12 protein-coding genes are annotated in these 14680 nt (G+C 71.1%); 5 read left to right on the plus strand and 7 right to left on the minus strand.

What is annotated here, in order from left to right:
* The first annotated feature begins 1 nt into the window (after position 1).
* From ABEA10_RS43830 to ABEA10_RS43840, 3 genes are read left to right on the plus strand one after another with little or no spacing between them, the layout of a single operon-like run.
* Complete coding sequence (locus ABEA10_RS43830; RefSeq protein WP_345474467.1) at positions 2 to 736, plus strand: ABC transporter permease; 735 nt, start codon at positions 2 to 4, stop codon at positions 734 to 736.
* Entirely contained in the window at positions 733 to 1968 is a 1236-nt protein-coding gene (locus tag ABEA10_RS43835) for a sensor histidine kinase (RefSeq protein WP_345474492.1), read from the plus strand. The genes ABEA10_RS43830 and ABEA10_RS43835 overlap by 4 nt, the downstream gene beginning before the upstream one ends.
* Positions 1965 to 2579, plus strand: coding sequence for a response regulator (locus ABEA10_RS43840; protein ID WP_345474468.1), 615 nt, complete (start codon positions 1965 to 1967; stop codon positions 2577 to 2579). Before ABEA10_RS43835 ends, ABEA10_RS43840 begins: the two co-directional genes overlap by 4 nt.
* A 4-nt stretch (positions 2580 to 2583) precedes the next feature.
* Here the strand turns inward: ABEA10_RS43840 and ABEA10_RS43845 are convergent, their stop codons facing one another.
* The 4 genes from ABEA10_RS43845 to ABEA10_RS43860 form a co-directional block, all read right to left on the minus strand.
* Positions 2584 to 2814 (minus strand): hypothetical protein, encoded by a 231-nt coding sequence (locus tag ABEA10_RS43845; protein ID WP_345474469.1) that lies wholly within the window; start codon positions 2812 to 2814, stop codon positions 2584 to 2586.
* Positions 2815 to 2928: 114 nt separating this feature from the next.
* Positions 2929 to 3720 (minus strand): alpha/beta fold hydrolase, encoded by a 792-nt coding sequence (locus tag ABEA10_RS43850; RefSeq protein WP_345474471.1) that lies wholly within the window; start codon positions 3718 to 3720, stop codon positions 2929 to 2931.
* 11 nt (positions 3721 to 3731) lie between these two features.
* Positions 3732 to 4175, minus strand: coding sequence for an SRPBCC family protein (locus tag ABEA10_RS43855; RefSeq protein ID WP_345474473.1), 444 nt, complete (start codon positions 4173 to 4175; stop codon positions 3732 to 3734).
* Entirely contained in the window at positions 4172 to 4531 is a 360-nt protein-coding gene (locus ABEA10_RS43860; RefSeq protein ID WP_345474475.1) for an ArsR/SmtB family transcription factor, read from the minus strand. The genes ABEA10_RS43855 and ABEA10_RS43860 overlap by 4 nt, the downstream gene beginning before the upstream one ends.
* A gap of 131 nt (positions 4532 to 4662) precedes the next feature.
* Here ABEA10_RS43860 and ABEA10_RS43865 point away from each other — a divergent pair, with 131 nt between their 5' ends.
* Positions 4663 to 5847: an anhydro-N-acetylmuramic acid kinase gene (locus ABEA10_RS43865; RefSeq protein WP_345474477.1), complete on the plus strand. Its 1185-nt coding sequence runs from the start codon at positions 4663 to 4665 to the stop codon at positions 5845 to 5847.
* Positions 5848 to 5895: 48 nt separating this feature from the next.
* On the opposite strand, the gene ABEA10_RS43870 is transcribed toward ABEA10_RS43865, so the two are convergent.
* The 3 genes from ABEA10_RS43870 to ABEA10_RS43880 are packed head-to-tail and all read right to left on the minus strand — an operon-like array spanning position 5896 to position 14069.
* Entirely contained in the window at positions 5896 to 6483 is a 588-nt protein-coding gene (locus ABEA10_RS43870) for a hypothetical protein (RefSeq protein ID WP_345474479.1), read from the minus strand.
* The gene (locus ABEA10_RS43875; RefSeq protein WP_345474481.1) at positions 6476 to 7027 is read right to left on the minus strand and encodes a hypothetical protein; all 552 of its coding nucleotides are present in this window, start codon (positions 7025 to 7027) and stop codon (positions 6476 to 6478) included. The genes ABEA10_RS43870 and ABEA10_RS43875 overlap by 8 nt, the downstream gene beginning before the upstream one ends.
* A gap of 19 nt (positions 7028 to 7046) precedes the next feature.
* Entirely contained in the window at positions 7047 to 14069 is a 7023-nt protein-coding gene (locus ABEA10_RS43880) for a hypothetical protein (RefSeq protein WP_345474483.1), read from the minus strand.
* Between the two features lie 228 nt (positions 14070 to 14297).
* Between ABEA10_RS43880 and ABEA10_RS43885 the strand changes: the two genes are divergently transcribed.
* Positions 14298 to 14680, plus strand: a 383-nt coding sequence (locus ABEA10_RS43885; protein WP_345474485.1) for a hypothetical protein, incomplete at its 3' end; no start/stop codon positions are given.

Genomic DNA, 14680 nt, shown 5'->3' on the forward strand with positions numbered 1-14680 from the left:
CATGTTCGCCCGGATCACCCTCATGGAGTTCAGGCTCACCCTGCGCGAGCTCGTCGTGCCGCTGTTCGTGCTGGTGCTGCCGATCGGGCTGCTGCTCGGCTTCGGCTTCCAGCCCGGCAGCCGGCGCCCGGACGCCGACCTCGGCGGCCAGACCGGCGCCGCGTACATCGCGGCGATCGGCGCGGGCATCTGCCTGGCCATTCTCGGGCTGAGCGTGCTGCCCGCCGCCCTGGCCGGCTACCGTGAGAAGGGCGTGCTGCGCCGCCTGGCCACCACGCCCGTACGGCCCGTGTACCTGCTCGCCGCCCAGATCGTCGTGTACGCGGCGGCGGCGCTGTTCACCGTGGCGGTGCTCATCGTCCTCGGCGACGTGCTGTTCGGCACGCCGGTGCCCAAGGCCTTCCCCGCCTTCCTCGGCACGCTGCTGCTCGGCATCGCGGCGCTGTTCGCGATCGGGCTGCTGGTCGCGGCTGTGGCGCCCAGCGGCAAGGCCGGTCAGGCGATCGGCATGATCCTGTTCTTCCCGAACCTGTTCCTGGGCGGCGTCTACATCCCCCGCGAGGCGATGCCGGCGGTCCTGCGGCACATCGGCGACTACTCGCCGCTCGGCGCGACCCTCAAGACGATGCGGGACGCCTGGATGGGGACGGATCCGCGTGGCACGCAGTTGGCCATAATGGCCGCGTACGCGGTCGTCGCCGGGGTGGCCGCGACCAAGCTCTTCAGGTGGGAATGACCGTGCCGCTGTCGCTCGGCCAGTGGGAACGACGCGAGGCCCTCATGCTTCGCGTCGTTCCGCACTGTGCGCTCGCGGTCTCGGTCGTTCTGCTGCTCCTGGCCGGCTCCAGCCCGTTCCCGCGCCTGCTCACCACGCTCGGCCTCACGCTGGTCGCCGAGGTCTGGCTGCTCGTGATGGACGGCTCCGGCCCCGCGTGGACCCGGCGGCCGTGGGCGAGGGTCGTGTACTTCGCGGTGTTCACACTCCTGTCCGTCTCGCTCGTCTACCTGAGCCCGCTCTACGGGTTCTTCGCCTGGAGCGGCTATCTCCAGGTGCCGGCCCTGCCCGCCCGCTGGCGGTGGGCCGGCGTGGTCGCCACGGCCGCGATCGTCTCCAGCACGTACGTCGGCGGAATCCAGCGGATCGACGGGTCCACGGTCGCCATCTTCCTCATCTTCACGGCGGCGGGCGTCGGTCTCGGCGGCGGGTTCCTGTTCTTCAACACGATGCTCGGCCGCCAGCACGACCGCCGGCGGGTGATGCTCGGCGACCTCGCCGAGGCCAACGCCCAGCTCGAGGCCGCCCTCGCCGAGAACGCCGGCCTGCACGCCCAGCTGCTGACCCAGGCGCGGGAGGCCGGGGTCCTGGACGAGCGCGCCCGGATGGCGCGGGAGATCCACGACACGCTCGCGCAGGGGTTCACCGGGATCATCGCCCAGCTCGAGGCCGCCCGGCAGAACCCGTCCCAGTGGCGGCGTTTCACCGACCAGGCCCAGGCCCTGGCGCGGGAGAACCTGTCCGAGGCCCGCCGGTCCGTACGCGCGCTGCGGCCCGAACGCCTCGAGCAGGCGCGCCTGCCCGAGGCGATCAGCGGCATGAGCGAGCGCTGGTCGCAGACCACCGGCATCGCGGTGGGCGTCGAGACCACCGGCGAGCCGCGGCCGATGCTCGCCGACGTGGAGGTCGCGCTGTTCCGCGTCGCGCAGGAGGCCCTGACGAACGTCGCCAAGCACGCCAAGGCCACACGGGTCGGGCTCACGCTGTCGTACATGGACGACGTCGTGCTGCTCGACGTACGCGACGACGGCGTCGGCTTCGAGCCCTGCGACGCGGACGGCGGGTTCGGCCTGTCGTCGATGCGGCAGCGGCTGCTGCGCGTCGCGGGGAACCTGGCCGTCGAGAGCAGCCCCGGGGAGGGCACCGCGGTCAACGCGAGCGTCCCCGCCCTTCCGTCCGGAGGAGGAGCATGATCCGCCTACTCATCGTCGACGACCACCCGATCGTTCGCGACGGCCTGCGCGGCGTCTTCGCCGCCGAGCCCGACCTGGAGGTGGTGGCCGAGGCGTCCGACGGCGCCGAGGCGGTGCGCAGGGCCGGCGACGCCGACGTCGTGCTCATGGACCTGCGCATGCCCGGCATGGGCGGCGTGGAGGCGATCGCCCGGCTGCGCGAGGCGTTCCCCGACGTACGCGTGCTCGTGCTGACCACGTTCGACACCGACAGCGACGTCCTGCCCGCCATCGAGGCGGGGGCGACGGGCTACCTGCTCAAGGACGCGCCGCGCGAGGAGTTGCTGCGCGCGGTGCGCTCGGCGTACCGGGGTGAGTCGGTGCTGTCGCCGTCGGTCGCGGGCCGCCTGATGGGCCGGGTCCGGCGACCGTCCGAGGGCACGCTGAGCAAGCGCGAACGCGAGGTGCTCGCCCTCATCGCCGACGGCACCACCAACCGCGAGGCGGCGAGGCGCCTGTTCGTCAGCGAGGCGACCATCAAGACGCACCTGCTGCACATCTACGACAAGCTCGGCGTCCGCGACCGCGCCGCCGCCGTCGGCGAGGCGTACAAACGGGGCCTGCTCTCCTGAGGGGTCACCGCCTCGGCGCGCGCGAGCGGCTCCGGCGCCGCTCGCGGCGTAGAGCCACGTACTGCGTGCCGGCGCCGGCGATCAGGATCACCGCCATGGCGGCGACGAGCCACCGGGGCGGGTCCAGCAACTGCCCGGAGAACACGTCGTACGCCAGGAGGACGAAGAAGATCGCGCTACAGGCCCAGCTCGCCACGACCCATCCCCTGGCGGGACCGTACAGGCGCTCGATCACGAACGACAGCCTAAGGGACCGCCCCGGGATCCCACGCCCGGTCGCGCCGCGCTCGCGGACGAGGGTTGCGGGCGGCCTCCAAGGCACCGCCCCCCCGGGCCGATCCCGTGCCCGCTACCCGCCCGCGAAGAAGGTGGTCAGCACCGGGGCGAGGGCGTCCGGGGACACGTCGTGGGTCTGGCCGTCCAGGGTGCGGTGCTCGGCCTGCGGGATCGCGTCCGCGGTGGCCTTCGCCGCGTGCCGGAGGGCCTCCGGGCTCGCGCCGCCGGACAGCACCAGGGTCGGCACGGTGACCGCCGAGGCGAGGGCCCGGGGCACCCGGCCGTCGCCGAGCAGCGCGTCGTCGTAGGCGAGCGTCGGGGCGATCGCCTCCATCGCGGACCAGCCCGGCCCGCCGCGCATGCCCTCCACCGCCTGCGGCGGGACGCCCACGTTCGTCATGAACAGCGCCACCGCGTCGCCCCTCCGGCCGGCGGCGAGCAGCCCGGTGAGCCGCTCGGTGTACTCGCGCCGGCGCGTGCCGCTTTCGGCCTCGGCCTCGGCCGTGAACGGCGGCTCGTACAGCGCCAGCCGCGCGATGCCCGGCCCGGACGAGGCCGCCGCCAGTGCCAGGGCCGCGCCCGAGGAGATCGCGTAGACGTGGGCCTCGCCGCCGGCCTCCGCGATCAGCGCGCGCAGGTCCTCCACCTCCCGCGCCACCGCGTACGGCGGCGTGTCCGTGCTCTCACCGCGCCCGCGGCGGTCGTACGCGTGGACGGTGAACGCGTGCCGCAGCCGGGCGGCGAGCGCCCGCATCGGTCCCCCGCCCCGGTGGCACATGGCCCCGTCGACGAGGATGAGCGGCGGTCCGTCGCCGTCGCGCTCGTAGACGATCGTGGTGCCGTCGGCGGACGTCACTTTCGGCATGGTGTGCTCCTTCAGAGATCGAGACCGGCGAGGTAGGCGTCGAAGCGGTCGAGGCTGGTGGCGAAGCCGGCTCGCGCCTCGGCGCTGCGGTACGCCTCCGGCACGTTCGTCTGGTGGGTGATGACCTCGGTGCGCCCGTCGCCGAGATCGGTGAAGGTGATCATGGTGCGCATGCCGCCCTCGACGCCCGGCTCGATCCACCCGAGGCGGTGCGGCCGGCTGACCTCCGTGTACACGGCCCGCATGGTGTACGTGCCGCCGTCGGCGTCGCTCACCATGGTGGTCTCGAAGGCGCCGCCGGGCCGCAGGTCGACGACGATGTTCTCGACCGGGGTGGTCGTGCCGGCCGGTCCCCAGAAGTGGGTCAGGTGCTCGGGCGTGGTCATGCAGTCGAACAACAGCTCCGGGGACGCGCGGTGCACCCTCCGGTAGGTGAGCTCTCCGGTCTCGGTCATCGCGTCGTCCCCTCACCCTGGTCCCGTGCGGCGCGCAGTGCGGCCAGGTGCGCGTCGAGGCGGTCGTGGCGGTCGGTCCAGACCTGCCGGTGGCGCTCGATCCAGCCGACGGCCGCGTCGAGACACACCGGCTCCAGCACACAGGGCCGGGACTGCCCGGTACGGGTCCGCGAGATGAGCCGGGCGCGTTCGAGCACCTTCAGGTGCTTGGAGACCGCCTGTTGCGTCATCGCGAAGGGTTCGGCGAGCTGGTTCACCGTCGCATCGCCGCGCGCGAGGCGCTCGAGGATCGCGCGCCGGGTGGGATCGGCCAGGGCCGAGAACACCAGGCTCAGATCGTCTTCCACGACTGTCATGCGCCGACCCTACTCACAACCAATCGGTTACACAACTAGCCGGTTGTCAATCCGGTGCCGGCTCCTGTGACGGCGCGGGCGGCCGTACGCTGGGGTCGTCATCCAGCCCCCTCGACGATCGTGGAGAGCCTGTGCGCGTCCTCGGCCTGATGTCCGGAACGTCGTTCGACGCCATCGAGGTGGCGGCGGCCGAGCTGACCGCCCACGGCGCGGACCTGGCGCTGCGGCCGCTCGGTTCGCTCTCGGTTCCGTACGCGCCCGGCCTCGCCGACCGCATCGCCGCCGCCCTCCCCCCGGCCACGACCACGGCGGGCGAGATCTGCGCGCTCGACACCCGCATCGGGCAGGCGTTCGCCGAGGCCGCCGTCCGCGGCGTCGCCGAGCTCGCGGACGGACGCGCCGACCTCGTGGTCTCCCATGGCCAGACGATCTTCCACTGGGTGGAGGAGGGCCGCGTCCTCGGCACCCTGCAGATCGGCCAGCCCGCGTGGATCGCCGAGCGCACCGGGCTGCCGGTCGTGGCCGACCTGCGCACCCGCGACGTCGCCGCCGGCGGTCAGGGCGCTCCGCTCGTGAGCCTGGTCGACACGCTGCTGCTGTCGGGGGACGTCCCGCGCGCGGCCCTCAACCTCGGCGGCATCGCGAACATCACGGTGGTCGCCGACGGCCGCGAGGCCGTCGCGTTCGACACCGGGCCCGCCAACGGCCTGCTCGACGCCGTGGTCGCGGAGGCGACCGGTGGCGCACGCCGCTACGACGCCGACGGGGCGGGCGCGCGGGCCGGGACCGTTCACGAGGGCCTGCTGGAGCTGCTGCTGGCCGAGCCGTACTACGCGGCGGCACCACCCAAGACGACGGGCAAGGAACTGTTCAACCTGGCGTACGTGGACAAGGCGCTCGCCGCGCTCGGCGGCGACCGCCCCTCCCACGAGAACCTGCTCGCGACGCTGACCCGGCTCACCGCCACCACGGTGGCCCGCGCGGTCGCGCCGTACGGGGTCGCGGAGGTGATCGCCTCGGGTGGCGGCACGGCGAACCCGGCGCTGCTGGCCGACCTCGCGGCCGAACTGGACCGGCGGGCGGGCGCGTCGCTGCGGACGATCGACGAGCTCGGCATCCCCTCCGGGGCGAAGGAGGCCTACGCCTTCGCCGTGCTCGGCTGGCTCACCGCGCACGGCCTGCCGGGCACCGCCGCCTCGTGCACCGGCGCGAGCGGTCCGCGCGTGCTCGGCGCGATCGTTCCCGGCGCCGGCGGGCTGCTGCCCCGGCCGGAGACCACGGCACCGCCTCGCCGTCTGCGCGTCGTCCAGAGCTGAGGGCCTGCCGCGAAGCCGCCGTCTGGACGGCGCGGCCTGGAGCCGGAACTAACGGGCGTGGAGGCGCTGGAAGTCGTCGAGGCTCCGCTCGCAGAAGGTGATGTCGTTCTCCAGCCGCTCGCGGGTGAAGCGTTCCGGCGACGCCTGGCGCGCGCTCGTGCCCATCGGGGTCCAGAAGGCGTCGTCCCCGAGTTCCTCGGCGTCGTCGGTGAGGAACTTGATCGCCTCGATGGTCGCGTCGCGGGCGAGCGCCCAGCCCTCGACGACCGACAGGTAAGCCTCTTCCCCGGTCGGGTTCTCGGTGTAGAAGAGGCCCTCGCTCCACGCCCGGCGCGCGAAGATGACCGCGACCTGGAGCCACTGCCCCGCGTCGATCAGCTGCGAGAGCCCCGTACCGAACCGCAGATCGTAGCGCCGCGCCTCGGACTCGGACTCGTAGCGTACGAGCACCTCGATGGGCGGGCCGCCCGGGGCGCCCTCGTGGCGCAGCGTCCAGGCGTCCGCGCCCTCGGTGAGGGTCGTCTCCTCGCTGGTGTCGCCGAGGACCTCGTCGGCCCCGGCAGCCGCCGCCACCGTCAGGCCGATGTAGATGTGGGCCTCCACGAGGGTTCTCGCGTACCGCGCCGGTTCAGTCACGCTCTGGTGCCTTCTCGTCCGGGTAACCTTTCGCCTGATCACGATAGGCGGTCCGGGCGGCGAGCAGGCGGTCGATGGTGAACCGCGACGGCTCGGCCGCGTACACCTCCCGGCCCTGCTCGGACCAGAACGCGCCGTCGGGCACGGCGTCCTCGCCGGGTGGGATGAACTTCATGACCTCCTCGACCGCGGCCCGCGCGACCGCGAGCGAGCGGCGCGCCTCGTGGGGATCGTCCTCGGGCAGGTCGGCGGTGATGATGTCGGCCACCCACCGCCACTGACCCGCGTCGAGCAGCTGCGACGGCTCTGGCCCGCCGAACGTCGGATACTCCTCGGGGATGATCTCCTTCTCGGGCAGGCCGAACCAGAACTCCCGCTTTTTCCCGCAGCCCTCACAGGTGCCCGTGTAGCGGTTCGCCAGCTCGCCGTCGATGACGGCCACCGCGTTGTCCCACGTGGTCTCCACCGAGCCGCAGTCGTCACAGGGATGCAGGTCGAGGTACAGATGTGCCTCGTCCCTGCTCCGCGCCACCGCGAACGTCATCGGACCAGTCTCCTCAGCCCTAAATGCTGCCGGTCGGCGACGCGCCGTCGCCGGACAGACCGCCGCTGTGCGGAGTCTGGTGCGGCCCGCCCAGCCAGTTCCGTAGCGTGGGCTGCACCTCCGGCGGGATCGTCACACCGCGCCGCGTCAGCTCCCCGCGGAGCTTGTCCGCGAGGCTTCCCGGCACCGTCGACTGTTCGAACAGTCTCCGCAGATTGATCCTGTGCTCGCCGGCGAGGCGCATGAGCGGCTCGGGCAGGCCCGAGAAGGCCTCGGCGAATCCGCCGTCGGTCCACGGGTCCCCATTGGGCAGTGAGTCCGCGTTGTGCACCTTGCGGTCCTGGGAGACCCGGTAGCGGTGGGGCGGGGCGTCGCCTTCCCGCACCTCGATGAAGACCTCCTTTCCGTCCAGCGCCGCCTGCATCATGGCCCCGGTGAGTGCCTCCACCCCCTTGCCGTCCTCGACGCGGACCTCATCGAACTTCGGACGGCCGAGCCTCCGCCGGGTCTTCCCGGCGGACGGATCGACGTCCCAGGCCGGTTCGCGGGTGTCACCCGCCTCCTGCGCCCTGCGGGTGGCGTCGAGTTCCGGGCCGGCGAGCGTCAGGTGCACTTCGCCGTCCGCGGTCATCTCGACCTCCTTGCGGCCCTGTTTGGCGACCATGCGGAAGGTGCCCTTGAGAGATCCGGCCGCGGACTGGTTCGACTCGTTGAACTCGCTCGTCTCGCGGCGGTCCCCGCTGTTGTCGGTGATGGTCTGCGACGCCTGCGCTCCGACGGACCGCTTGTATCCGAACCCGGTGATGGCGTCCCCGGCCTTGCCGCTGCCACTGACCGGTGCCAGGTGACCGACGGTGACGGACGCGGACGTCGTCCGTTCCCACCGGTCGACCTGGCTGACCTCCGCGCCACCGATGTCGTTGATCTTGAGGCGGTACAGGTCGAGATGGACCTTCGTGGTCGCCGTCCGGTTTCCGAAGCCGATCCGGATGTCGTAGCCCTGCTCACCGACCATTCGCCGGAAGTTCATCGGCGCCGTCCGTGCGAGCGAGGACCACTGGTGCGCCAGCTGTCGTTCGACTTCGCGCTCCGATCCCTTGCCGAGCAGTTTGACGAAAGTCTCCCGCATGACCTTGTACGCCTGCTCCGCCTCGACATCGTGCACGTAGTACCGGTCGCCGACCAGCGCCACCGGACGGGGGTCGGCCGGCACTCCCTTCAATGCGGGGGGACGCTCGGCCGAAGGCGCCGAGGCGGCGTCGGGACGCCCGGCCTCAGCCGAAGGCGCCGGCTCAGCCGAGGGCACCGACGCGGCGTCGGGACGCCCGGCAGGATGCGCTTGCAGGGGATCCACCCATCGGGCCGGCACCCACCGTCTGAAGGGACCCTGGAGTTCGGTCGTGACGGGCTCCGGGGCGTCCGGCCGCGGTTTCACCTTCGTCTGGCCGGGCGCAAGAGGATGCTGATCGACGGTGATCGTGAACTTGAGGGTTTGCTCGATCCTGGCCGAGCCCTTTTTGCCTTCCGGGGCGTCGCCCGTGTCGTACGGGCTGTACCGGTTGAGCTTTACCGCGGTGTTACCCGTGGTACTGCCTTCGGACCGGTTCCGTCCGGTCGCGACCGTACCGTCGACACCGCCGTCGGCCGAACCGTCGGAGACGTCGACGTCCCCTCCGAGCGAATGGTTGTGGGTCCTGGTGTTGTTCTCGCCCTCCCAGTTGTAGGTCTGCTCGATGTGGACCACGTGCTTGCTGACGCCTAGCAGCTCCGGCTTTCCGGTGAACTCGGCCCGAATCTGGACATCGAGCACCTCGCTGGAGACCGTGCCGTCGGGGCCCACGACACGGACGCGGAAGGTGCCGACGGAACCCCACGGGTCGAACATGTTGTCGGCGAGCCCCTCCCACGTCCTACCCTCGAACCGGTCCGACAGGCGCTGGCTCAGAGTCGGATCCGTCTGCAGAACCTGAGGCGAACGCTGTGCGACGGCCTTCAGCACGCCGCCCAACACGCTCGTCTCACCGCCGTCCGGTCCGTGGAACTCGTATCCGTCGACGAGGCTCGTCGCGAGGGTCCGATTCAGCATGGGGTGCACCGCGACTTCTTTTCTCGCCACCTGCTCCGGGACCTCTTGTCCCGCCGCCACCAGCTGAGATGCGTGGGCGATGGTGTGACCGGCCTGTTGCTCCGGGACATCCGGCGACACGCTCTTCACGACGGAGGCCGCCTTGCGGGCGAACGCCTCCGCCGTGTGGTCCTGCGACAACTCGGGCACCGGATCGCCCGCCTGCCGGGCCTGGGCGAGATGGTCGAGATAACGGTTGACCTGCCGGGCCACCACCTCGGGGTCCGACACGAGGTTGTCGTCCAGGAAACGCTGCATCACGTCGGCCATGTGCTCCGGCGACAGCGTCAGCTCTCCCTGCTCCTGAAGGTCCAGGGCGTCGCTCTCCGACAACGAGTAGACGCTCGGGGCGTCCACGGTCACGTGCTCGCTCCAGCCCGCGGCCGGGTCGCTGATCTCCACATCGAAGCGGACGCTCGTCCAGTTGATCAGGTCCGGGTCGATCTCGATCTTCAGGCGTTCCTTGCCCGAGGTGTTGCTCTGCGAGTGGCTGGTCGCGGTGCTCCCCGTCTTCTTGAGGTCTCCGGTGCCACCGTCGGTGAGGTCGGTGCCGTGGTGGGCGGTCCCGCTCGCCGTGCCGGTGGCGTTCCAGCCTTTCGTCTTCCCTTCCGACCTCGTCGTACCGACGGCGGAAAGGTTGATCTTTCCACTGACCTCGTCGACCAGGCTGACGAGCTTGGACTCCCCCACCGTTCCCGTCACTTTGATGGTGTATCGCTTCGGCTGCATGCCGTGCGGGTCGACGGTCACCGAGCTCTCATAACCGTGGCCGAGCCACTTGGCGGCGTGCCCGGGAGAGCGCAGGCTCGGCTCGCTCAGCATGACCGCGATGCCGCCCGGCGGCCGCACTCCTCTTTCGCGCAGCTTGGCGTGCACCTGATCGATCAGGTCACCGGCGTCGATCTGACGCCAGATCGCCTTGCCGGCCACCTTGCGCGACGTCTCCGGGGCCTCACCGACCGGTTTGGGGGGGACCGGGGCGGGAGACGCATCCTCGTGCGGCAGCCAGTCGACCGATATCTCGAGCTTCGCGTGCCCGTGGCCGGACCACTCGCCGACCACCTTGCCGCTGGGATCGCGGAGTACGTGGACGACCGTCTGGTCCAACTCCCCGACCTGGTTGGGGACATTGCTCTCGGTGATGTCCACGTCGTTGATCATGACCGACTCGGTGTCGCTCATGCTCGACTCGCGGGTGCCGCCACCGGAGACACCGAGCTTCTCTTCGGCCCCGGAGTGGTGCTCGGCGGGCTTGTGGTCGCCGGACACCTCGCCGCCATAGCCCTTCGGCACGGCCTTGCTCACGGCCAGGCCGTTACTCTTCGAGTCGATGCCCAGTTTGACGGGCTTCTTGGTGGCGTCCACACCGGTAGGACGCCAGTGCTGGAAATCCGGCTTGACGTAAGTGGTGAGCTCGTACTCCTCGGGCGCCCCGTGCGGCGTGACGCGCTTCAGTACGGTTCTGATACCGCTCTTCTTGACCGCCTGGCCGTAGTCGGTGCGAATGCGGTCACCGAGCTCCTCCAGCTTTCGCTGGTTCACCGCCTGCGTCATGATCTGGGCTTCGTTCGGCTTCCCCTCCGACGGTTGCGGCAGCCCGACCGCATCGGTCACCTCGGGCACGAGGCCGAGTTTCTTGAACGTGGGCATCCCGTCGACCAGGCCTTCGTCGACGCCGGTGATATCCGACACCAATCCCGGGTTCCCGCGAATCTGCCCCGGGCCGTCGCCCAACCAGACCGGAAGCGTGGGCCTGTAGCCCTCGGGCGTGCCGGGCACGGGATCGTCGCGCAGCACGCGGGAGCCGTCGGCGTTCCGGACCACCTCGCCGTCCGGCGTCTTCACCTGCGCCTCGACGTCGCCGGGGAATCCGTAACGAAGGGCGTCCGACTCCTCGAACCGGAGTTTGGCGGATACCTCCTGAGAAATCGGGCCGATGACGCGATTGCCGTCGATCGAATAGATGTGGGCCTTGACCACGACAGCGCCCTTGGGAAGCTCCTCGGCCACCGTATGGCCGACGTGGCGGGTTACGGTCACCGGGATGGTCGCCCGGTTGACGTTCACCGTCTCGGTATGAGTGACCCCGAGGGATCCGTTCAACTTCGGCCCGAAGCTCACGTCGAAGTCGCCGTGCCCCGGCAGGAGGTCGATCGCCTTGCCGAGCGGGTTGAACGGGATGTTGGTGGACCCGCTGCTGGAGACCTTGTACACGTCGGTGCCGTTGACGCTGCCGGAACCGACCTCGACGATCTCCTTCCAGTCCACCTTGCCCGCCGCCGACGGCACGGCCCGGTCGACGTCGATCTCCGCCGTCAGCCGCATGACCAGGTTGGTCCCCGGGATGACGCGGAGCGGATTCTTGGGAAGCGGGCCCGAGGTGTCGGCCATCGCGCTCAGGTGACTCTTGGGCTCGGCTGTCAGCACGTGGCGCAGATGTCTGAGGGCATCGGTGTCGAGTGTGGCCTTCTCGGCCTTGAGCTGCTTGACCACCTTGTCGTACAGCTCGTCCAGGCCGTTCATCTCGATGACCTTGTGGCGAGGCAGGGTGGTCTGCCGCCGTTCGCTCGGGGCCAGCTGGAAGACGTTCTCCCCCCTGGGCGGCTCGAGAGTGTATGTGTTCGACACCAGGGCGGTAGCGGTCGTCGCGTCACCGTGCGCGCCCGTCGTCACCTGGACGGCCGGCGTCTCGCGGCCGTCGGGGTGGACGACCCAGACCTCGAACTTGGGCACGCCCTCGAGCGCCGTGACGTTGCCTCCGCGGATGTTCACCACGTCGCCAGGCCGGGCGTCGTCCAGCGCGCTACCGGTCTCGGACCATCCATGGCCCGTCGCGTACTCACCGCTGGGCCCGAACATCTTCATGATGACCTTGAACAGGTGCACGTAGTCGTTTTCGAAGGGCACCAGCTGGGCCAGCTTGCCAAGGTCGTACTCGAAACCGTCGGTGACACTGTGGTTGGCCGCGGCCGCGTTCGTCTGGCCCCCCTCGCGGAAGCCGCCGCCGATCGTCTCTTTGGGCTGCATCTCCGGGTAGGGGTTCTCGACGAGGTGGCTGAGAGTCATCCGGACACGCAGCTCCGCGCCGTCCTTGCCCACAGGTATCCGGGCGCCGTCCTTCGACAGCAGGTCGCCGGACTGGGCGCGCAGCTTGTGCTCGTAGCTCTCGGGGCTCAGATGATCGTCGACGCCCTGCTCGGTCAGCAGGGTGTTGCTGACGTCGGTGAGCCGGTCGCGCAGGGGCAGGCGGCCCGTGACGACGGCGTCGGGCTTGACGATGTCCGCCGGCAGCACGGCGTCCAGCGTGTTCTTGTACTCGGTGAACGCCTCCTCGGCCCGGCGGGCGAGGAGCAGCGCCGCGTCGGCGCACGCCTTCGCGTGCCGCTCCGAGGGTGGTTCGGCGTCCAGGCGCTCGAGCTCGGACTGCAGCTCCTGGTAGGCCGTTTTCGCCTCCTCGGCCTTCCCGAACGCCGCTCCATACTTGTCGGCGAGGTACTTGTGCCGTTCCCTCTCCCGTGCCTGCCCCTCGGCCTGGTCGCGGGCGCTGCGGGCACGCTCCGGTGCCCCGCGGTCCTTCTGCTCGTCCGCCTTGGCCGCCGCCTCGTTCTGCGCCTGGGCCTTCTCGTAGGCATCGTGCGCCCGCACCTCGTGCACACCGGCCCACTGCATGAGGGCCGCGGTGTCGTCGCGCAACGAGTCGGCCATCGCCCGCGCCCGCCCGGTCAGCTCCGACAGCGGGGTCGGCGGCTTGTGTCCCGGGATGAATCCGTCCGCCCCGTAGACCCCGGGCGGCTCGGGCGGCGTCTGACCGGCCGTCCGCAGGTCGTGCGCCACCTGCTCGATCTCGCCGGCGATGCGCGTCTGCTCGGCCGGGTCCGTCGTCGCCCGCAACTGCCGCGCCAGGTACCGGTGGTCGTCGATGAGACGGCGGACGTGTCCCTCGTTGTGTACGGCCGTACGCACGCGGGAGGCCGCCCGGCGGACCACGCCCTGGCCGGACCGGGCCGTCTCCGCCGAGGTCCGCTGGGTCGCGTCGCTGATGGCGTGTCGCAGCTGCGTCGGCAGCACCTCGCTCGCCTCGGCGACCGTCTCCGGCGGCAGGCCCGCCGCCTCCGCCGCCTCGCGAGACATCGCCCACGACGCGATCTGGAGCTCCGACGGCTCGCCGTTCTTGCCGTGGTGGAACTGCGAGACGGTGTCCGGCAGCTTTCCGACCTGCGGTTGGAGGTCGACCTTGATGTCGACCGTGCCCCAGTGCTCGGTCTGTACGTGGAGGGTCGTGCCGTCCGTCGACCAGTGCCAGCCGGTCACACCGCGGCCGAAGTCCGACGGGTGCAGCCGGTCCAGCGCCGACTGCACCTCGTCCATGCTCAGGTGCTCCAGGTGCGCCGGCCGGGCGATCGTCGTGCCGGCGGCCGGATGCGTGCCGCCGTGGTGCGCGTGCGCGCCGCCCTGGTCGGGGGTGAGCTGGGACGGGTCGGCGGCGAGGTCCTTCGCCCGCTGAACGATGTCGCTTGCGTCGCCTTCCCGCAGGTGTGGCCGGAGTATCTTGCTCGGCGGCTTCTGGCTGTCCTCGTCGAGCCGCCGTTCGGCCGGGTCGGCGTTCTTGTCGCCCATGCGGACCTCACGACGCAGGGCGGTGGCGACGGCGGCGTGCTCGGGTGAGTGCGCGGCCAGCCGGTGGAGGGCGTCCAGTGAGCCTTCGACCGGCGCTTGGTGGGCGGCCCGGGCGATCTCGGCGCCGAGCCACACCGCCGCCTCGCCCCGTAGGCGTTCCATCGTGGCGCCGTCGGCGGCGCGCGCCGCCAGCTGGTGCGCCACATGCTGGAGCCTGTCGGGCGCGATGTAGATGGTCTGACCGTTCTGGTCGGTCAGCCGCACCCTGCCGTCCTGGAGGAGCAGCCCGTCCGGCGCCACGATCTGCCGTGCCTCGGTCAGTGCCCTCAGCGCTCTGTCGTCGAACCCTGACGGGCCACCGCCGCCAGCCGTTCCCGGAGATTCCGGTGGGACCGGTGGAGCCGGTGGGGCCGATCCCCCGTCCGGAGGCGCCGCCGGCGGCGGAGGTGCTGATCCCCCGTTCGTGGGCACCGGCGTGACCGGAGGCCCCGAGCCTCCATCGGGGAGGGCCGAACCGGCACCGGCGACGTGAACGTCTCCGGGATCCGGAAGTGCGGGGGCGGCTGCGGGACGCTTGGGCGCGACCGCGGGAAGATTGGCAGGGGCGTCGGGGAGCTTGCCGGCAGCATCAGGAAGCTTGCCGGCAGCATCAGGAAGCTTGGCAGCAGCATCAGGAAGCTTGGCAGCAGCATCAGGGAGCTTGCCGGCGGCATTGGGAAGCTTGCCGGCACTGTCAGGAAGCTTGGCAACAGCGTCGGGAAGCTTGCCGACGGCTTCAGGAGGCTCGGGGGCGGCGTCGGGCGGCTTGGGGACGAAACCGGCACCGGCGACGTGGACGTCTCCGGAGTCGGGACCTTTGGCCGGGGTGTCCGGATGGACCGTTCCGATGGTGTGAGCCGGGGGCGTGTGCC

The organism is Actinoallomurus oryzae (assembly GCF_039541955.1).
Classification (GTDB): Bacteria; Actinomycetota; Actinomycetes; order Streptosporangiales; family Streptosporangiaceae; genus Actinoallomurus; species Actinoallomurus oryzae.